Source organism: Nocardia sp. NPDC004718, assembly GCF_053601535.1.
On record NZ_JBSGCA010000036.1, the window covers coordinates 5,352 to 25,014 of the forward strand.

Genomic DNA, 19,663 nt, shown 5'->3' on the forward strand with positions numbered 1-19,663 from the left:
CGTGGTCCTGAGCCACTTCGCGGCCCCACCCCCCCCAGCGCCCCCCCCCGCCGGGGGGGGGCCACCCCGCCCCCCCCCGGCAGCACGAACACCGGGTTGACACTGGACATCTCGGCGAAAACGGGGATGGGTACCGGCCGTGCCGCGGCCGCCGCGACGAGCGCGAGCCCGGCCCGCCGCGAACCGGTGAAGCCGACCGCCCGGATTCGGGGGTCGCGCACCAGCGCCAAGCCGGTGTCCACGCCGCCGTGGATCAGCGAGAAGGTGCCTTCGGGCAGGTCGTGCTCCCGTACGGCCGCGCGGACCGCGCGGCCGACCAGTTCGGAGGTGCCCGGATGGGCGGGGTGGGCCTTGACCACCACCGGCGCACCCGCCGCCAGGGCCGAGGCGGTGTCGCCACCGGCAACGGAGAAAGCGAGGGGGAAGTTGCTCGCCGCGAACACCGCGACGGGTCCGAGCGGGATCCGGCGCTGCCGGAGATCGGGCTTGGGCAGGGGGCTGCGCGCGGGGTCGGGCCGGTCCAACCGGGCGCCGGTCCAGCTGCCATCGCGCACCACGTCGGCGAACAGCCGGAGCTGGCCGGTGGTGCGGCCGATCTCGGAGCGCACCCGGGCCTCCGGCAGTCCGGTCTCGGCGATCACCCGGTCGACCAGAACCTCGCCGAGCGCCTCGATCTCCCGGGCGACGCTCTCCAGGAACGCCGCGCGCGCACCCAAGCCGGTGTGCCGGTAGCGCTCGAAAGCGGTCGCGGCCAGTTCGGCGGCATGGGCGACCGTCCCGGCGTCGGCTTCGCCGTACTCCGGACCGAGGTCGGCGCCGGTCGCCGGGTTCGTCGCGTGGAACAGCCCGGCGGAGCCGGGGACGTCGGCGGCGCCCACCAAGTTGGCGCCGGTGAGATGCGCGGCATCGATGCGTGAGGTGGTCATCAGCTCACTTTCTTCACAAGGTCGGCCAGCTCGGCGAGTTCGACATCCTCGAGGCGTCGGTCAACGGGCTGCGGACCGGGCCCCCGGGCGTCCGATCACTTTCATGCGCCGCCCTCGACATCCATCGAAATCTGGCAGGACGGCCAGCGCATTCCCGGGATCCCTACCGTATCGCCGACGGTCTGCTCACCTTGCCGTCGCGCCCCGGACTCGGCGTCGAACTCGACGAGGAACAGGTCGCCGCCGCGAACGAGCTCTGGTTCGCTGACCTCACCACGTCGAAGCCTCTTGACGAACATATGTTTGGGACCACGGCCAGGAGGCATTACCCCAGCGGACAAGCTCGACAAGGAGGTTCAGATGTCGGCTGGAGTATGGGTAATCATCGTCGTCATCGCCATTGTCGTCGTCGCGGCCGTTGTCGCGCTCCTGGTGTGGCCGATGGTGCGTAGACAGCGACTACGCCGCAGGTTCGGCCCGGAATACGACCGGACGGTCCAGGAGCACGAGGATCGCAAGACCGCGGAGCGGGAACTCGCAGAGCGCGAGCGCAGGCACGCGCAACTGCGTCTACGCGACCTGTCGGACGACGAGAAGCGGGTCTATTCCACCCGCTGGGTAGAGGTGCAGGAGCGGTTCATCGACGACCCCGCCGGGGCGTTGACCGAAGCCGACCGCCTCGTCACCACGATCATGTCCGAGCGCGGCTACCCCACGGAGAACTACGAGCAGCAGGTGGCTGATCTTTCCGTGGAGCATGCCGAGCCGCTGGGCCACTATCGCGCCGCGCACGACATCGCGACCCGCCCCGCAGGTACGGCGGTATCCACGGAGGACCGGCGCACAGCCATCGTGCACTACCGGGAAGTGTTCGAAGATCTGATCGGCGTGGGCGGCGAAGGCAAGAAGGACGTGAAAGCATGAGCACCGAATCCGAGCGTCGTCCCTATCGCGATGGGGCGGAGGAGAATTCGCCGACAGCAGGTGAGGGGCGGGTCGAGTCGCAGTACGAAGGAAGCGGGCAGGCGGACCGTGGTCCGCAAGCCGGGCCGGCAGGCGAAACGGCAGCGCCGCGGCGCGATCCCGGGCAGACCGAGGCGTCTCCCGGGATCGGCGAGGCCGAGCCCGCGCAGACCACCGGAACGGCGGCCGAATCGAACACGCCCGCGGCGCACGGATCGGAGCCGGCCCGCGCGGATGCCTCGCGACGGGATGTGATCGACAGCGAGTGGAGTGACACCGGCAGGACTGGCCGAACCGCCGCCCAAGGTGCGCCGACGGCGGAAACCGCGTCGGGCGGCCCTGCGCCGTTGTTGCCCGATGCCGATCTCGATCGCCTGCGCACCCAGTGGCGGGAAGTGCAGGTTACCTTCGTCGACAACCCCAAAGACGCGGTCGCTCGCGCGGACGAGTTGCTCGGCGATACCATCCACCAGCTGACCACCACCTACGACCAGCGCAAACGCGAACTGGACGAGCGGCTCGGCGACACGTCCGACACCGAGGGGCTGCGCCAGGCCTTGCGCGGGTACCGGGCGTTCTTCGATCAGTTGCTCTCGATCGGCGGCTAGCCGGAAGCCGTTGGTCATGAAGGTATTCCGATTGGCCGGCGGGACGGTCGACCGGGCGACGGACTGGGTCGCCCGGCAGGTGAAGGCGCGAGTGCCCACCGCCGACCCCGCCGACCGCGATCCGGAGTTCATCGCCGACACCGTGGATCTGGGCTGGCTTCTCGTTCGCCTCTACTTCCGGGCGGAGGTGCGCGGCTTGGAGCGGGTTCCGCAAGAGGGGCCGGTCTTGCTGGTGGGTAACCATTCCGGCGGGAACGTATCGCCGGAAGTCTTGGTGACCACGCTGGCCTTCGTCCGGCGTTTCGGACCGCAGCGGCCCTTCTTCCAGCTCGCCCACGACATGGTGATGGCCTACCCGGTGATCGGCTCGTTGCTGCGCCGCTTCGGAACGGTCAACGCCGACCCGGGTAATGCCGAGCGAGTGCTGCGCGACGGCGCGGCGGTGCTGGTCTACCCCGGCGGTGACTGGGAGGTACACCGTCCTACGTGGGAGGAGGGCCGGATCGACTTCGCCGGTCGCACCGGTTTTCTCCACCTGGCCTGGAACGAGCGGGTTCCGATCGTGCCGGTGGTGAACATCGGTGCGCAGCAGAGTCAGTTGGTGCTCACCCGCGGTGATCGGATCGCGCGCCTGCTGCGGCTGGATCGGATGCTGCGGCTGAAGGTGTTCCCGATCTCGATCGCGCTGCCGTGGGGACTCGACCTCGGTGATCTTGCTGGGCATCTGCCGTTGCCCAGCAAGATCACCGTGGAGTTCCTCGACCCGATCGATCTTCGCGACGTGCTGGGGTCCGAGCTGGATCTGGACGCCGCCTACCGGCACGTCACCGGAATCATGCAAGGGGCGCTGACCAGGCTGGACGAAGAGCGCGCCCTGCCGATCGTCGGCTGACCCGAAACGGTGGCGCGATTACGGGCGATGCCCGTCACTTTCATGATACCGTTGGTAACATATACTCGCTCGTGTGATGGAGGTCACCATGCGCGACGCCGCGCATGCAAGGATCGAATGGTTCGCCGCTCCCGGCACCGAGGGCGGGGGAGCGGCGCTGGACCAGGTGGCGATCATGACCGGAGCCGCCGGACTGGTCGCGGTCCTTCTGCTGTGGATCGGGTATCTCCACCGAACCCGCCGGATCACCTGGTTACAACGCGTCGCCGACCGTCTCGGGCGGCTGTTCAACCGGCCCGGTTGGGTGGCCCTTCCGCTGGCGATGTTCCTGGCGACGATCCTCACCGCGCTGCTGGGCTTCATCTGGGATGTCAGCCTGCACGTCGGCAACGGCCGGGACAACGGGCCACTGGCGAATCCGGCGCACTATTTCATCCTGGCGGGATTGTTCTTCCTGTTCACCGCCGGGATGTCGGCGATCGTGCTGCCCCTGGACGAGAAGCCCGGTGCCGCAGCGGTGCGGATCACCCGCACCTGGTACGCGCCCGTCGGCGGCATCCTCATCGCGGGCGCCGGTCTCTACGCCTTGATCGGCTTCCCCCTCGACGATATCTGGCATCGGATCTTCGGGCAGGATGTCACGCTCTGGGGGCCGACGCATCTGATGCTCATCGGCGGCGCCGGGTTGTCACTGATCGGTGTGTTGCTGCTCGAGTTCGAGGGCAGGCACAGCAAACCGGAGCCCGACCGCGCCGACGGCAGGCTGATGTGGCTGCTGCGGTCCTTCGCCTTCGGTGGCTTGCTCATCGGACTGTCGGTATTCCAGGTGGAATTCGACTTCGGGGTGCAGCAATTCCGGCTCGTTCTGCAGCCGATGCTCATCGCCGCCGCGGCCGCGGTGTCCCTCGTCGCCGCCCGTGCGAGCCTGGGGCCGTTCAGCACACTGGTGGTGGTCGGCTTCGCCGCCCTGGTCCGCACCGTGGTGGCCGTGCTGGTGGGCGGACCGATCATGGATGCTCCGCGCAATGTCTTCCCGCTGTATCTCGGCTGCGCGGTCGTGGTGGAACTGCTCGCGCTGCTACCGCTCATCCGGCGGCCGATCTGGTGGGGCGCGCTGTGCGGATTCGGGATCGCGACAGTCGGCCTGTGGCTCGAATCCCTCTGGGTTCGGGCGGTATTCGTCAATCCCTGGCCTGCCGCCATGTGGCCGGAACTGCTGGCGATGGCCGTGCCCACCGGTATCGCCGGTGGTGTCGTCGGCGCACTGCTGGCGATGACGCTGCGCGGGGAACCGCTGCCACGCCCGCCGGTGCGGCGTGGATTGATGGCCGCCGCGGTCGTGGTCGTGGCGGCTGCCACCGCCAACGGGCTGCTCATCGACGTGCCGGAGCAGGCCACCGCCACGGTCGCGCTGCGTGACGTCGAATCGGGCCCAGGCGGGAGGATGGTGCTGGCGGACGTCCGCGTTACGCCCGCCGATCTGATCGGCTCCGACCCCGAATGGATGCAGATCCTGTCCTGGCAAGGTGGCATCGGCAGTGACAGTCCCGGCCGCGGCCTGGTCGTCGACCACCTGCAACGAGTGGGCCCGGGGCACTACGTCTCCACCGAACCCGTCCCGGCTCATGGGTCGTGGAAAACTGTTCTGCGGCTGCAGGACGGGCGCGTCCTGACCGCTGCGCCGATCTTCATGGCCGCCGACCCCGGCATCGGCGTCGATGAGGTTCCCGCGCTCGCGTCGTTCAACCGTCCGTTCATCGCCGAGATCACGGTGCTGCAGCGGGAGCGTTCGTTCGATTACCCGTCCTGGTTGTTCGGCGCGGCATCGCTGGTCGTCCTGGTGTGCAGCCTCGTCCTCGTCGGCGCGCTGTCCTGGGGCGCGGCGCGGATCAACGACCGGTATCCGCACACGAGCCGGACGGCCGTGGCGGAACCGGCGGTCTCGCGATGACCGGGGGCGCCGACGGCGTGGACGTGTTGGCCCATCACTCGCTGCTGCTCGCGATACCGGCCTTCCTGCCCGCCCTGGCCGTGGTCGCCGTCGTCGTGTTCGTCGCCGTGCGAGACCGCCGCGCCGAGGCGCGTGAGCGCACATCTGGTTCGCCGTCCGAGCACGGCGCGGAGAAGGAGCGGTGATGGCATCTGTGTGGCGGTGGGGCGCGCTGGCGTTGCTGAGTGGTCTGTTCGTGAGCGGCTGTGCCTCCTCCGATCCCGACACCGCCTCGCCGCCAAGCGCGACGGTTGGAGACTCGGAGAGTCTCGTCGTCGCGGTCCGGATCGCGGCCGGGTCGGTGAGCCCGGCAGATGTCCGCCTCGAGACCCGGGTGGGACGACCGATCGAGGTGGTGGTCGACAGCGACGCCGACGACGAACTGCACGTACACGGCACGCCGCAGCACACGTTCGCGATCACCCCGGGGGCTGGACAGCGGTTCCGCTTCACCGTGGATGTGCCGGGGCGGGTAGAGATCGAACTGCACCACGCGCGGCGAACGGTGGCGACATTGCTCGTTCGCGGATGACGGTTCTCGCGCACGGTATCGGCGGCGCGACGGATCTGCCGATCCCACTGTCGTACGCGCTTGTCGGAGCGGCCTGGGCCTTGACGTTCTCGTTCGCGGTGCTGGTGCTCGCCTGGCGCGAACCGCGGCTGGACCCGCGATCACCGGGAATCGCGCTTCCCTCGGTGGTGGGTGCGATCGTCTACTCCCCGGCGGTCCGGGTCGTGATTTCGGGAGCGAGCGTGGCCGTCACTCTCGTGGTCGTCGCGATCGGTGTCTTCGGAAGTCCCGATCCGGCGCGCAATCCCGTGCCCGGTGTCGTCTACATCTACCTCTGGGTCGGTGTCATGGTCGCCTCGCTGGTCGCCGGACCCGTGTGGAAGGTCTTGTCGCCGGTGCGCGCCGTGCACCGCGCCCTGTGCCTGATGCGGCGCCGTCCACCCGCCCAGGGATTGATGCGTTATCCCGGTTCTTGGGGGCAGTGGCCCGCGGTGCTGGGCCTGTTCTCCTTCGTCTGGATGGAACTGGCCTACCCGGAACCGGGTTCGGTGGCCGCCGTGACAACCTGGCTCGTGGCGTATCTCGTCGTGAACACAGCCGGACTGATCATGTGCGGCACCGCCTGGGCCGAGCGTGCCGACCCGTTGGAGGTGTACAGCAGTCTGCTGGGCAGGCTGAGCCCGTTGGGGCGTCGCGATACCGGTGAACTCGTGCTGCGATCGCCGTTGGACAATCTGGCGGGAACTCCGGTCCGGGTGGCCGCGGTGGCCGTGGCCGCCACCCTGCTCGGCTCGACCGCGTTCGACAGCTTCAGCACCTTCCCTTCCTGGCGTGGCCTGCTGGCCGACGCCGGTGGCGGCGGATACGAGTTCCTGCCGACCGTGCTGAAGACACTGGGGTTGCTGGGTTTCATCGTGGTCGTCGGCGGCCTGTTCTGTACCGCCGCGAGGGCGACCGGAGGCCTGCCCGAAGCCGACCGGAAACTGCTCCCGGCCCGCCTCGCGTACAGTCTGTCCCCCATCGTCGCGGGTTATCTCATCGCCCACTACCTCACCTTCTTGGTCGAGAAGGGCCAGGCGACGGTGCTCTTGTTCGCGGATCCGTTCGGACGAGGATGGAACCTGGCCGGATTGGCCGACCGCGACGTCGCCTACCTCTTGTCCACACATCCCGCGGTGCTGGGGACGATCAAGGTGCTGGCCGTGGTGATCGGCCATATTCTCGGCGTCGCCGCCGCGCACGACCGCTGCCTGCGACTGCTGCCGCGGGCCCATCGGGTGACGGGTCAACTGGCTTTGATGCTGACCATGGTCGGTTTCACCTTCACCGGCCTTTACTTGCTCTTCGAGTCGTGAGGCACATCCGAATCTCCCACCGCGACAAGCGTTTCGCGCAACGCCCTGCTGGAAGGATCACCGCAGCGGTGTCCGCGACGATCGCCGCGGAACTGGGCGTCCGGCCACCGTCGACGAGTTGGCTCGTATCCCTGCGCGCACACTCATCGGCGCGACGAACGCGCTCACCCGGATGATGCCCGAATTACCGCACCGCCTACTCCGGCGCCACCGCCGGGCAGCTGTATGAACGGGGATCGGCGATCGACGGAGGCAGCAGCGAGGTTTTGGCGGGTTATGGCTCAGCGATGGGCAGCGACGTGGACGCTCGGCCGGGGCCTTCACGATCGGCGAGGTGTAACTCGATGATCGAGCGGGAACCGGCCGGAATGACCGAGCCGACCCGTAGACCGGCCGACTCGGCGATCTCGCGCAGCCTGCCGAGGGGGCGTTCCCGGCCGCGGACGTAGCACAGCATCCGCAGGTCGCCTTCGGTATCGGGTGCGCCACCGTCGGCATCGCCGATGTGGTCGAGAACGAGCACCTTCCCGTGCTCCGGAACCGCGTCGGCGCAGCGTCGCAAGATGCGAACGGCGGCCTCGTCGTCCCAGTCGTGCAGGACACCCGAGAGCAGATAGCCGCCCGCTCCGGCGGGAAGGGGATCGAAAAAGCTGCCGACCTGCGCGTCGGCCCGGTGCTCGAGGCCTGCCGAGCAAATGGCCTGCCGTGCACGAAAGACCGGGCCGGCCAAGTCGAGCACCGTCCCGCGCAGGTCGCCATGGGCGCGAAGAAGGGCGACGAGCAAACTGGCGTCGCCCCCACCCACATCGACGAGGTGACCGAGCGCGCCCCATGAGTAGGCGTCGGCCACCGCCGGGGCATCCGCCGCCAACCGGGAGCCCATCAGAGCGTCGAACGACGCTCCCAGCGCGGGATCGGCGGACAGATCCTCCCAGAACGTCCGGCCGAACTGACGTGGAAAAGCGGGCTCACCGGTGCGAACGGTGTGCAACAGCTGGACGAAGCACAGATCGGCGCGCCCGACGGCCCCCTCCAGATCGATCCAGCGCCGCACGCCTTCCGGATGATCGTCCCGCAGGCGCTCACCCAACGACGTCAGTCCATAGCCGCCGGTACTTCCACCAGACAGCACACCGGCGGTCACCAGGTGGTCCAGCAGACGCCCCAGCGCGTCCCGGTTCACGTCCACCGCGGCGGCCAGCGCCTCGCTCGTCCGCCTGCCCGCGGCGACGTGGTCGGCCAGCCGCAGTGTCGCGGCCACGCGGATGGCCATCGGCGTCACCAGGTCGGCGGCGGCCCACAGCGCCCCGCCCCATTCGATCGGCTCCTCGGCCATAACCCTCCTCGCTCGTCGGCTCCGGGTCGCCGATCACATGACTCCGGCGGTCAGCGCAGCGGCACCTGCCAGCACAACCGCGTGCCCGCGGTACGCCCGTCCGGTTCGGTACCGGCCGTGATCATGAAGGTCCCGGCCGCTTCCTCGGCGCGCCGGGCCAGATTCGTCAGACCGCTCGGGGCGACGTCGGTGGGCACCCCGCAGCCGTCGTCCTCGACGACGATGGTCAGGTCGTCGGCCACGGTGATCTCGACCGAGACGGTGTCGGCTCCGGAGTGCCGTACGGCGTTGCTGACCGCTTCGCGCACAACGGCTTCGGCGTGATCGGCCAGTTCGGGATCGACGACCGAGAGTGGCCCGCTGATGCGCACGGAGGTGCGGATGCCGCTGGGCGCGGTCTGCTGGCGGATGGCTTCCTCGATGCGTTGACGCACCCGCGCGCTGTCGCCGCCGTGCAGGTCGAAGATCGAGGTGCGGATTTCTTGGACGACATCTTGCAGGTCGTTGATCGCCTCGTTGATCCGCTCGCGCACTTCGGGCACGCGGGTGCGGGGGACGGTGCCCTGCAGGCTCAGTCCGACGGCGAACAGCCGCTGGATTACGTGGTCGTGCAGGTCGCGTGCGATGCGGTCGCGGTCGGAGAGGATGTCCAGTTCCCGCATGCGCCGTTGTGCGTCGGCCAGTTGCATCGCCAGCGCGGCCTGGTCGGTGAAGGCGGAGGTCAGTTCGAGGATCTCGTTGTTGTAGGGCGCCGAATCCACCGCCCGCAGCGCGACCAGCACGCCCACCGTGGAATCGGAGGTCTGCATGGGCAGCACGAGTGCGGGCCCGGCGTCGGGGAAGATCTTGCCGAGATCCGCGCGGCGAGCGTCGTCCACCCGCTGGGGAGAACGCTGTCGGAAGGCCTGACCGATGGTGGTGTCTCCCAACGGCAGCTTGATCAGCCGCTGGTCGTGCGCGGCGCCCCCGGTGTGTGTGATCAGCAGTTCGGTGATCTCTTCGGGTGGCCCCTCGGAGTCCGGGACGACCGCGAGATAGGTCCGTTCGGAGCCGGTGAGCCGGTGTGTGGCTTCGACGAGGTGGGTGAGGACCTGGCCTGGGGCGGTGCCTGCGAGGAATTCGGTGGTGATGTCGCGGGTGGCTTCGATCCAGGCTTGGCGGGTGCGGGCGGATTCGTAGAGGTGGGCGTTGTCGATGGCGATTCCGGCCGCGGCGGCCAGGGCTCGCACGATGACTTCGTCGTCTTCGGTGAAGGGTTGGCCGCCTGCTTTCTCGGTGAGATAGAGGTTGCCGAATACTTCGTCGCGGATGCGGACGGGCACGCCGAGGAAGGTGCGCATCGGGGGGTGATGGGCGGGGAATCCTACCGAGGAGGGGTGGTCGGCCAGGTTGTCGAGCCGGATCGGTTTCGGCTGGCTGAACAGTAGTCCGAGGACGCCGTGGCCTTGGGGGAGGTCGCCGATCGACTCGCGGGTCGGTTCGTCGATGCCTTCGTAGATGAATTGGGTGAGTTGCTGGTCGTGGCCGCGGACGCCGAGTGCGCCGTAGCGGGCATCGACCAGGGAGATGGCGGTGTGCACGATGGTGCGCAAGGTGCGGTTGAGGTCGAGGCCGGAGGTAACGGTGAGCATGGCCTCGACCAAGCCGTCCATGCGGTCACGGGCATCGATGATCTGCTCGATGCGATCCTTGACCTCGCCGAGCAGTTCGCGCAGCCGCAGTTGGGAAAGCGTATCGCGCACGGAGTAGGGGTCGGCCGACGCGTAATCAGTCATATGCGCCCCTGAAACGCCGTCAGCGCGGCTTCTCGCCATGGCTCAAGAATATTTCACCTGGTTCCGGAAATGAACGCCACCGCCGAGCGGATATGGACGCGCCACCGGTCAGGAGTCGATGGTGGAACCGGACGGCCGGGACCGGAGTTTGGAGGCGTAGACCGCGGCCTGGGTGCGCCGTTCCAGCCCGAGCTTGGCGAGCAGGCGGGATACGTAGTTCTTCACCGTCTTCTCTGCGAGGAACATGCGCTGAGCGATCTGGCGGTTGGTCAGTCCTTCGCCGAGGAGGTCGAGCAGTTTGCGTTCCTGATCGGTGAGCCCGGCCAAGGGGCCGTCGTGGTGGGTGTTGGCGCGTAGTCGTTGCATCAAGGCGGCGGCGGCGCGGTTGTCGAGCAGGGAGCGCCCCGCGCCGACTTCCTTGATGGCTTTGGCCAGCTCCATGCCCTTGATGTCCTTGACGACGTAGCCGCTGGCTCCGGCGAGGATCGCGTCCAGCATCGCCTGTTCGTCGGTGAAGGAGGTCAGGATCAGGCAGCGCAGATCGTCGAGCTTGGACAGCAGGTCACGGCAGAGTTCGATCCCGTTGCCGTCGGGCAGGCGCACGTCGAGAACGGCGACGTCCGGCCGGAGTGCGGGAATACGGGCGAGGGCCTGGGCGACGTCGCCTGCTTCGCCGATCACGGTGAGTTCCGGGTCTTCGGAGAGCAGGTCGGCGAGGCCGCGGCGGACGATCTCATGGTCGTCGACCAGAAACACCGTGATCATCGAGTGTCCAATCCGGGGGCGGGGGTGGGGTCGACACTACGCATCGGGCACGCCGCTCGGTACGGACCAAAGTCCCTTCCTGGGTGGCGACGGGACTCGCCGCGCAGGCATGTCACTCACGGTGCGACACACCGCGCTGCGAAGTATCCGGTAGGGCCGGTCGGGAGAGCCCGGCAGCGATCAGGTCGGCGCCTCCGAGCGGGTGAGGCCTTCGGCGATCAGAATCCGGTGGGCTTGCTGCGCGGCGGAGACCTGCGCGCTGTCGGGCGGTTCGCCGCCGGCAAGATCTTCCAGGCTGCGGGCGAGCACCGCCACCGCGTCGGTGAGTGCACGTAGCCGGCCGTCCAGCTCGTCGAGACGAGACGATTCGGGTCGCGTGACCGGAGTGGCGTCCTGCTGCAACGTGCCCGCGAGGTCGGCTCCGCGCAGGACGGCCCGCAGATCTTCGGGCAACAGCGCGAACACGTGATCGAGCTGGCCGGGCGAGAACAAATCGGCCAGCGCGTCGGTCACCGCACCCGCGAGAGCGTAGGCCTCGTCTCGGGAGACGCCTGCTTCCAGTGCGAACTGATCGAGGAAGGAGGGCACGTCGTGCGGGAAGGGCACGTGTGCGGGCACCCAGCCCTCGTAGAAGATCCCGCGCAGCAGTTCGGGCAGCTGGGCGCTCAGGTGCGCGGCCGCGTTGACACCGATGCGGTCACGCACCGTGTGCAGCCAGGCGCGCAGTGCGCGGTGCGCGAATGCCCGGTCTTCGGTGGCGAGTTCGTCGGTCAGAGTGCGCAGCCACTCGTGCGCGGTGTGCACCGCGGGTGCGAGGGGGTCGCGGTGGTAGCTCATGACGTGTGCCTTTCACGGGTGAATCGTGGTCGAGGTGCGATATCCACGAGACTGCTCGTCCGAGCCGGGACCGGTGAGAGGACTCCTACCCGCACTGACGGGACCATGGTCACCCCGGATGCCGGATCGCCGTGGACGCGACCGGATCACGTCCGCGCGGGCGACGAATCGCGGAGGACAGCCAATGCGGCGGCGAGCCGCCGCCGTAGCTCGCCCGCGACGGACCGCAGCCCCGGCTGCGCTGTGACGCAGACCAGCAGTTCCGGATCGGCGACCTCGACCTGTGTGCCGGTGTCGGTCGAGCGCACCACGAGACCGCACGAGAACATCGCCCCGGCGTGGCGGTCGGCCGACAGCGCCCGGTAGGTCAGCTGGGGGTCGCAGACGCCCAGCAGCAGGTAGTTCTCGATCTGTTCGCCGATCGTCTCGCGCAGCGTGGCCTGCAGGTCGACTTCGGCGATCACCGCCAGTTCCGCACCGCGCAAGGCATCCCTGGTCCTGCGCACCGCCTCCTCGAAAGGGGCGTCGAGATGCACCGCCACGGTGACGGCGGGGGCGACCGGCAACCGGATCTCGGTGAGCAGTCGCCGGGCGTCGGTGACCTCGTCCGGGCCGATGAGGTAGGCCTCGGTAGGGGGGGCCGATCGGCCGGTAGCCGCTGTCACGCAGCCATTCCTGGAGCGCCTGATACGCGGCGGCGAGGTCCCGGTAGCTGCCGCGGTGGCAGGTGCGAGCGACGAGAGTTCCCGGCAGGACGACCACTTGCGCGCCGGAGCTGGGCCCGAGGTTGGGTGCGGGCTCCACCGCGACGCCGAATTCCACCGCGGCCGCTTCGCCTCCGAGTGTGTCGTCGCGGAAGGTGATCGTGGGCGCGCCGCTGGCGACCAGACCGGCCTGCCGCACGACGCGGGTCACTTCCCGCATTCCCTCGGCGATGTCCTCGCCGAGCAGACCTGGGTCGGGACGGAGCCTGCGTGCCATCCGCAGCACCGTTTCCGGTGCGGACTCGACCAGGGCGATCCGGTATTCCACCGCGTCCTCCTCGATTCGTCGTGCCATGGGCGCGGGCCGCCGCCCTTCGGGTGTCGGTGGGCTCAGCGGGAGCCGGTGACGGTGAAGACGTCGGTGACCGGGCGCCGGGGAGTCGGGGGGACCATGTCGGCGTCGTCGGGTGCGGTGCCGACACGGAGCAGCACCTGAGGTGTCGCCGGACGGGGAACCAGACTGGCGAGCAGTCCCCGGGTCGTCGGCAGTTCGGTGACATGGGTGAGCGCGCAGGTCGCCAGGCCTGCGGCGGTGCATTCGAGCAGCACGGCCGACAGCGCTTCGCCGGTGCGCAGCCAGCGCGTCACCGAATCCCCGTCGGTGCCGAGCAGAACCAGCCGCGCGTGATCATCGAGCCGGGCCCGCCGCATCGAACGCGGCGCCGGGGGGAACGCGCGCCCGACTCCGACCCGGGCGAATTCCGCGTCGGACACCAGCGCGGAGGCCGGCACGCCTTCGAGCGTCTCCGAATGCCCGGCCCACCATTCCAGTTCGGTCTGATACAGCAAGTCCTGGCGGCGCAGCGCACCGATCTGTTCCGAGGCGGCGGCGAGCCGAGGCCGGGCGCTGTCGTCCAAGACGTCGAGTTCCACCTCGTGCGGGGAGGTGAGCATCCGCAGCCGGTGTAGCAGGCCTGCGAAGCCTTGCGGTTCGAGCATCGGCAGCCGGTCGGTGCGGCGCCGGTCGATGACGCGTGCTCGGGTGTGGATCCCCTCGGGCGGGTCGGTCCACGGCCGGAATTCGATCACGGCGAGATGGTCGGGTCGCTGCCGATCCGGCACGCGCACCGTGTCGGTGTGCCAGCCTTGGTCGGCGAAGGCGGTTCGCGCGTGATGCAGGACGGTTCCGCAGCTGATCACCAGCTGGCGGCCGTGCGGGTCGGTCGAGGGCAGCAGCCGATCGGCGTCGGTGTAGAGGTGCAGGCGGGTTCCGTCGAACACCCACCGCCACGGCTGGGTGTTGTGCACCGACGGCGCGCGGGTGGCCAGCCGCAACGCAGCCAGGATCACCCGATGCTCGGGTACCGAAATGGCGGGTGCTTCGTCGTTCGCGGTCATGGTTCGAGTCTTCGCGGGATCGTCCGGGGCGGATACGGGCGTTCCGCCCGCGACGCAGGGTCCTTGGTCACCGTCGCCGCTGTCGGCGGCCGGTCCGGCGCGAGGCCGCCGTGATCTCTCCGCACAACGTTCTACTCCTCGGTGTCCGCCACCCCGGCACGCAGGATCGTCACGCCCCACCACAACAGCCGCAGCGCGAGACCGGCATAGATCAACACGGCCAGATACACCAGGCCCGCGCCGTAGTCGCGCGCCCAATCGGGCAGCAACAGGACGAGCGCCACGAGCATCCCGATCAGCATGATCGCAGCGAGCACCACCGCGGGAACCGCCAGCGGCACCGAGTCCGGGTCCGGAGTTCCGTCGGGTGGACATGGAGGTATACGACGGGGCGACATAGCACACAGCTTGCTCGAGGGGCGGGGGCGAGGGGAGGGTACTGCTGCCCGGAAAGCGGGGGCGAACGTCCCGATATCGATGTGGCCTCAGTCCACCTCGCCCTGTGGACCGGACATTTCGAGGATCTCCGAGAGTGGGCGGCGCGGCGTCAGCGGGACGTCCTGCGCGGATTCGGGCGCCGAGCCGACCCGGACCAGCACCTGCGGCAAGCCGAAACCGTCGGTCAGCGTGCGGACCAGCGCGCGGCTCTGCGGGACTTCGGTCAGGTGGGTCAGCGGACAGGTCGCGTACCCCGCGAGAGTGCACTCCAGCAGGACCGTGGACAGCACCTCACCGCAGTGCAGCACGTCGTCGGGGGTGTCGCTGTCGGTGGAGAGGACGAGGATCACCGAATGGTCGTCGGCGACCTCACCGCGCCGGTCACCGGAGACGGTGGGGAACTTGCGGCCCACGCTCACCCGCTGCCGTTCCTGCTCGGAGATCAGCGACTCTTTGGGGACACCGGCGTCGGCCACGACGTGCCCCGTCCACCATTGCAATTCGGCGTGGTAATCCGGGTCGTAGCGGCGCAGCGACGCGGTCATCTCCGAGGCGCGGGCCAACGTGGGGCGGCTGTCGTCGTGCAGGACGTTCAGCGTGGCGTCGGCGGAATCGAACGTGCTGCGCAGCACGGTTTCGAAATCGGGCCATCCGGGCGGTGCCGCGAACGGCAGCCGGTCGGTGTGCCTGCGCAGGATGGCGTCGGCGCGGGCGCGGTCGGCGTCGGTCACGAAATGCGACCGATGGAACGTGAGGGTGGCGAGATGATTGCGACGATTCGGGTTGGGGAAATGGGCGACGAGGGTGCGCCATCCGGCAGCGGACATGCCCGCCCGGAGATGGCCCAGCGCGACACCGCAGCTGATCAGCATCTGACGACCGGCGGTGTCGGTCGCCGGGAGGCGGCGTTCGGGTACCGCGAACAGCCGCAGCGCTTGGCCGTCGAACGTCCAGTGCCAGGGCTGGCTGTTGTGCAGCGACGGCGCCCGGCCGGCGAGGAGGACGGCCTTCTCGATGGTTTCTCCGGTGGGTAGCTCGTTCATATGGCCGACGGTAGGTCTCCCACGCCGATGGGAAAACAGTCGTTGGTCCCGGATCTCGTCGCTGGTGGCCCCCAGGTCAGGCGGTTGTTGCGGACTTTCGTCCCTGGACGGGACACCGGCGGCTCGGTCAGGCTTGAAGTCGTGGGCAACGGTGTGCGGGCGACACCGCGGATCGATTCGCGCCGCCACGACGCGGTGATCTTCGACATGGACGGGGTGGTGACCGACAGCGCGTCGATGCACGCCGCGGCGTGGACGGAATTGTTCGACGACTTCCTCACCCGGCGTCCCGCCGGCGCCGGACAGGACCGGTCGCCGTTCACCGAAACCGATTACCTCCGCTTCGTCGACGGCAAACCACGCTATCGAGGCGTGGCGGACTTCCTCGCGGCGCGAGGTATCGCGTTGCCCTGGGGCACCGCGGCCGATCCGGAGACGGCCGAAACCGTATGTGGGCTCGGAAACCGCAAGGATCGCCTGTTCCGCGAGCGCGTCGCACGTGAGGGTGTCCAGGTGTTCCCGTCGACCGTCGACCTCGTTCGTCGTTTGACGGCCGCGGGCATCGGCACGGGCATCTTTTCCGCCAGCCGGCATTGCGCGCAGGTGCTCACGGCCGCCGGTGTCGCGGACCTGTTCACGGTGCGAGTGGACGGGAACGATGCCGAGGCATTGGGCCTGGCGGGGAAGCCCGATCCGGCGATGTTGCTCGAGGCCGCGCGCCGACTCGGGGCCGGACCGGACCGGACGGTTGTGGTCGAGGATGCCGAGGCAGGCGTCGCCGCCGGTCGCAGTGGGGGCTTCGCGCTGGTCATCGGTGTCGATCGGCGAGCGAACGCGGATGGGCTGCTGGCGCGGGGAGCCGACGTCGTCGTCGATGACCTCGCCCGGGTGCGGTTGCGCGGGGGCTTCCGGCGGATGTCGGAGCTGCCGGACGTCGAGGAGGGCTGGCCACGTATCGCCGACCGTCTGAGCACCGAGAAGGTCGCGGTGCTGCTCGACTTCGACGGTACCGTCGCCGATATCGTCCCCGATCCGAATGCCGCCGAACCCGTCGCGGGCGTGGCGGCCGCATTGCGGAAGCTGGCCGCGGAATGCCCCGTCGCGGTCGTCAGCGGACGCGATCTCGCCGATCTGCGTGCCCGCGTCGGCGTCGGCGGAATCTGGTACGCGGGCAGTCACGGCTTCGATCTGGTGGCGCCGGACGGCACCGGGCACGTGCACGGTGCCGCGCCCGGCGCCGAGGAGGCGCTCGCCGCGGCAGCCGGTGACCTTCGGCGTCGCCTGCGGGACGTCCCCGGAATCATGGTGGAGCACAAGCGGTTCGCGGTCGCCGTTCACTACCGCAACGTTACGGCGGACCACGTCGGGGGAGTGGTCGCCGCGGTGCACGAGGCAGGGCACACGGCGGGTTTGCGCGTCACCCATGGCAGGCGTGTCGCCGAGCTGCGTCCGGATGTGGACTGGGACAAGGGCGCCGCGGTGCGGTGGATTCTCGACCATCTCACCGTCCCGGTGCTGCCGGTCTATCTCGGCGATGATCTGACCGACGAGGACGCGTTCGATGCCGTCGAAGCGGATGGGCTCGCCATCGTGGTGCGCCACGAGGAGACCGGTGACAGGCACACCGCCGCCCGGTACGCGATCGACGGGCCGCATCGTGTCCGCGACTTCCTCGATCGGCTGGCCCGCAGGCTGCGACCCGATACCGTCGCGGCCGCGCCGGAGTCGTGGACCCTCGACTTCGATGGATATGATCCGGCCCGGGAGAAGCTTCGGGAGTCGCTGTGTACGGTCGGCAACGGTTATTTCGCCACCCGCGGTGCGGCTCCGGAATGCGGGGCGGGAGCGGTCCACTACCCGGGTACGTATGTGGGCGGTGTGTACAACCGGCTCTCCGACACGATCACCGGCCACGTGGTCGACAACGAAAGTCTGGTCAATCTGCCGAATTGGCTCCCGCTGACCTTCCGGATCGAACGCTGCCCCTGGTTCGACATCGATACCGCGGACTTGCTGGATTACCGCCAGCAGCTGGATCTGCGCCGCGCCGAACTCGTGCGGCGGTTCCGTTTTCGCGATCCGTCGGGTCGGATCACCGCGGTGACGCAACGCCGGTTCGCCGCCATGCATCGTCCGCACTCGGGCGCGATGGCGACGACGATCACCGCCGAGAACTGGTCGGGCGAACTGACCATCCGCTCGGCGATCGATGGATCCGTGCGCAATCAGTTGGTGCAGCGGTATTGGGACCTGTCCGACACCCATCTGGTGACCGAACACGCCGTCCACCTGTCCGCGAGATCGGTGCTGCTCTCGGCGCGGACCGGCGCCTCGAGAACACCGGTGGCCGTCGCGACCCGCACCGGTCTGCGACGCGGCGGGGAGCCCATCGACCCGGCATGCGAAGCGATCCACGAGGACGGCCTGATCGGGCACGATCTCACGGTTCCGGTCACCAGCGGGGACGCGGTGACCGTGGAGAAGATCGTCGCCGTGTTCACCGGACGTGATCCGGCCACGGCGGGACCCGACGAGGAAGCCGCGCGCTGGATCGACGCCGTCGACAGCTACGCGGATCTGTTCGAGGGACACGCGGTGGCGTGGGAGCATCTGTGGGCGCGGCTGCGGATCGACCTGGACGGCGCCCAGGGCGCGACGCGCATCGTGCGCCTGCACTTGTTGCACCTGATGCAGACCTTGTCACCGAACACCACGAACATGGATGTGGGCGTGCCCGCGCGCGGCCTGCACGGTGAGGCCTATCGCGGTCATGTGTTCTGGGACGAGCTGTTCGTCTTTCCCGTGCTGAATCCGCGGTTTCCCGAGCTGACCCGTTCTCTGCTGCGGTACCGCTATCGCCGTCTGCCCGAGGCCAGGCGAGCGGCCGCGGAAGCGGGACTCGCCGGGGCGATGTTCCCGTGGCAGTCCGGCAGTGACGGCCGTGAAGAAAGCCAGCGGATGCATCTGAATCCGCTGTCGAGACGCTGGAATCCGGATCCCAGCCGCCGTGCGCACCACATCGGGATCGCGATCGCCTACAACGTCTGGCAGTACTACCAGGCCACCGGCGACCTGGAGTTCCTCGTCGGATGCGGGGCGGAGTTGCTGGTGGAGATCGCTCGTTTCTGGTCGAGCCTGGCCCGCTACGACGCCGAGCGCGACCGCTACACCATCCGCGGCGTGATCGGCCCGGACGAGTTCCATTCCGGCTATCCGGACGCGCCGGAGGCCGGTATCGACAACAACGCCTACACCAATGTGATGGCGGCCTGGGTGATCCTGCGGGCGATCGACGCGCTCGCCCTGCTGGCACCGCGCGAACGATCGGAGCTGCTGGAGAAGCTGTCGGTGCGACCGTCGGAATCGGCGCACTGGTCCGTTGTCGCTCGGCGAATGTACGTCCCTTTCCACGACGGAGTCATCAGCCAGTTCGAGGGATACGAGCGACTGGCCGAACTCGATTGGGATCACTACCGTCGTCGATACGGCAACATCCAGCGGCTGGACCGGCTACTCGAGGCCGAGGGCGACGACGTCAACCGCTATCGCGCCGCCAAACAAGCCGATGTCCTGATGCTGTTCTATCTACTGTCGGCCGACGAACTCCGGGAACTGCTGGGCCATCTCGGATACGAACTGCCCGCCGAGATGATTCCGCGGACGATCGACTACTACCTCTCGCGCACGTCGCACGGCTCGACGCTCAGCGCGCTGGTGCATTCGTGGGTGCTGGCGCGGGCCAACCGGGAGCGCGCCGTGGAGTTCTTCGATCTGGTACTCGGCTCCGACGTCGCCGATATCCAGGGCGGAACCACCGCGGAGGGGATTCACCTCGCCGCGATGGCGGGCAGCGTCGATCTGTTGCAACGGTGTTTCACCGGTATGGAGCTGCGCCGTGACCGCCTGGTGTTCTGCCCGTATTGGCCGGAGTCCTTGGGCGCCTTGTCGTTTCCGATGATCTATCGCGGCCATCGGCTGACGGTGCGTGTCAGCGGCGATGGCGTCGAGATCAGCTCGGATCCCGGCGCGTCGCCGCCGATCGAGGTCACCTGCCGGGACCAGACCGCGCGGCTCGAGGCGGGAGCGACGGTTCGGCTGCCGATGAACTCGGTGGGCGGATGA

General features: G+C 68.8%; 18 protein-coding genes and 1 pseudogene. 8 read left to right on the forward strand and 11 right to left on the reverse strand.

Annotated features, from left to right (window positions below):
• The coding region (locus ACWEH3_RS24825) for an aldehyde dehydrogenase family protein (RefSeq protein ID WP_452358389.1) at positions 1–926 on the reverse strand (926 nt) is incomplete at its 3' end.
• A 101-nt stretch (positions 927–1,027) separates the two neighbouring features.
• Positions 1,028–1,225, reverse strand: coding sequence for a hypothetical protein (locus ACWEH3_RS24830; protein ID WP_450023655.1), 198 nt, complete (start codon positions 1,223–1,225; stop codon positions 1,028–1,030).
• A 61-nt stretch (positions 1,226–1,286) separates the two neighbouring features.
• Between ACWEH3_RS24830 and ACWEH3_RS24835 the strand changes: the two genes are divergently transcribed.
• From ACWEH3_RS24835 to ACWEH3_RS24865, 7 genes are all read left to right on the forward strand, one after another.
• On the forward strand, positions 1,287–1,850 hold the full coding sequence (locus ACWEH3_RS24835; protein WP_450023653.1) for a hypothetical protein: 564 nt from the start codon (positions 1,287–1,289) through the stop codon (positions 1,848–1,850).
• Complete coding sequence (locus tag ACWEH3_RS24840) at positions 1,847–2,497, forward strand: hypothetical protein (protein WP_450023651.1); 651 nt, start codon at positions 1,847–1,849, stop codon at positions 2,495–2,497. Before ACWEH3_RS24835 ends, ACWEH3_RS24840 begins: the two co-directional genes overlap by 4 nt.
• 16 nt (positions 2,498–2,513) lie before the next feature.
• A complete protein-coding gene (locus tag ACWEH3_RS24845; RefSeq protein ID WP_450023649.1) occupies positions 2,514–3,389 on the forward strand; it encodes a lysophospholipid acyltransferase family protein in 876 nt (291 codons plus the stop codon).
• Positions 3,390–3,465: 76 nt separating this feature from the next.
• Entirely contained in the window at positions 3,466–5,340 is a 1,875-nt protein-coding gene (locus ACWEH3_RS24850) for a hypothetical protein (protein WP_450023659.1), read from the forward strand.
• Positions 5,337–5,525: a hypothetical protein gene (locus ACWEH3_RS24855; protein WP_450023647.1), complete on the forward strand. Its 189-nt coding sequence runs from the start codon at positions 5,337–5,339 to the stop codon at positions 5,523–5,525. The genes ACWEH3_RS24850 and ACWEH3_RS24855 overlap by 4 nt, the downstream gene beginning before the upstream one ends.
• The gene (locus tag ACWEH3_RS24860) at positions 5,525–5,911 is read left to right on the forward strand and encodes a hypothetical protein (protein ID WP_450023645.1); all 387 of its coding nucleotides are present in this window, start codon (positions 5,525–5,527) and stop codon (positions 5,909–5,911) included. Before ACWEH3_RS24855 ends, ACWEH3_RS24860 begins: the two co-directional genes overlap by 1 nt.
• Complete coding sequence (locus ACWEH3_RS24865) at positions 5,908–7,245, forward strand: hypothetical protein (protein WP_450023643.1); 1,338 nt, start codon at positions 5,908–5,910, stop codon at positions 7,243–7,245. Before ACWEH3_RS24860 ends, ACWEH3_RS24865 begins: the two co-directional genes overlap by 4 nt.
• Positions 7,246–7,519: 274 nt before the next feature.
• Here the strand turns inward: ACWEH3_RS24865 and ACWEH3_RS24870 are convergent, their stop codons facing one another.
• The 9 genes and pseudogenes from ACWEH3_RS24870 to ACWEH3_RS24910 form a co-directional block, all read right to left on the reverse strand.
• Positions 7,520–8,581 (reverse strand): methyltransferase, encoded by a 1,062-nt coding sequence (locus tag ACWEH3_RS24870; RefSeq protein WP_450023641.1) that lies wholly within the window; start codon positions 8,579–8,581, stop codon positions 7,520–7,522.
• Positions 8,582–8,631: 50 nt separating this feature from the next.
• On the reverse strand, positions 8,632–10,356 hold the full coding sequence (locus tag ACWEH3_RS24875; protein WP_450023639.1) for a GAF domain-containing sensor histidine kinase: 1,725 nt from the start codon (positions 10,354–10,356) through the stop codon (positions 8,632–8,634).
• A gap of 108 nt (positions 10,357–10,464) precedes the next feature.
• Entirely contained in the window at positions 10,465–11,121 is a 657-nt protein-coding gene (locus ACWEH3_RS24880) for a response regulator (RefSeq protein ID WP_450023637.1), read from the reverse strand.
• A gap of 180 nt (positions 11,122–11,301) precedes the next feature.
• Entirely contained in the window at positions 11,302–11,958 is a 657-nt protein-coding gene (locus ACWEH3_RS24885; protein WP_450023636.1) for a DUF2267 domain-containing protein, read from the reverse strand.
• A gap of 146 nt (positions 11,959–12,104) precedes the next feature.
• Positions 12,105–12,623: a DUF302 domain-containing protein gene (locus tag ACWEH3_RS24890; RefSeq protein ID WP_450023634.1), complete on the reverse strand. Its 519-nt coding sequence runs from the start codon at positions 12,621–12,623 to the stop codon at positions 12,105–12,107.
• 28 nt (positions 12,624–12,651) lie between these two features.
• Positions 12,652–13,017, reverse strand: a pseudogene (locus tag ACWEH3_RS24895) (hypothetical protein); the annotation flags it as partial.
• Positions 13,018–13,052: 35 nt separating this feature from the next.
• Positions 13,053–14,060, reverse strand: a complete 1,008-nt coding sequence (locus ACWEH3_RS24900; protein WP_450023632.1) for an Acg family FMN-binding oxidoreductase — start codon at positions 14,058–14,060, stop codon at positions 13,053–13,055.
• Positions 14,061–14,191: 131 nt separating this feature from the next.
• Entirely contained in the window at positions 14,192–14,401 is a 210-nt protein-coding gene (locus ACWEH3_RS24905; protein WP_450023630.1) for a hypothetical protein, read from the reverse strand.
• Between the two features lie 144 nt (positions 14,402–14,545).
• Entirely contained in the window at positions 14,546–15,541 is a 996-nt protein-coding gene (locus ACWEH3_RS24910) for an Acg family FMN-binding oxidoreductase (protein WP_450023628.1), read from the reverse strand.
• A 141-nt stretch (positions 15,542–15,682) separates the two neighbouring features.
• Here ACWEH3_RS24910 and otsB point away from each other — a divergent pair, with 141 nt between their 5' ends.
• Positions 15,683–19,663 (forward strand): trehalose-phosphatase, encoded by a 3,981-nt coding sequence (gene otsB, locus ACWEH3_RS24915; protein WP_450023626.1) that lies wholly within the window; start codon positions 15,683–15,685, stop codon positions 19,661–19,663.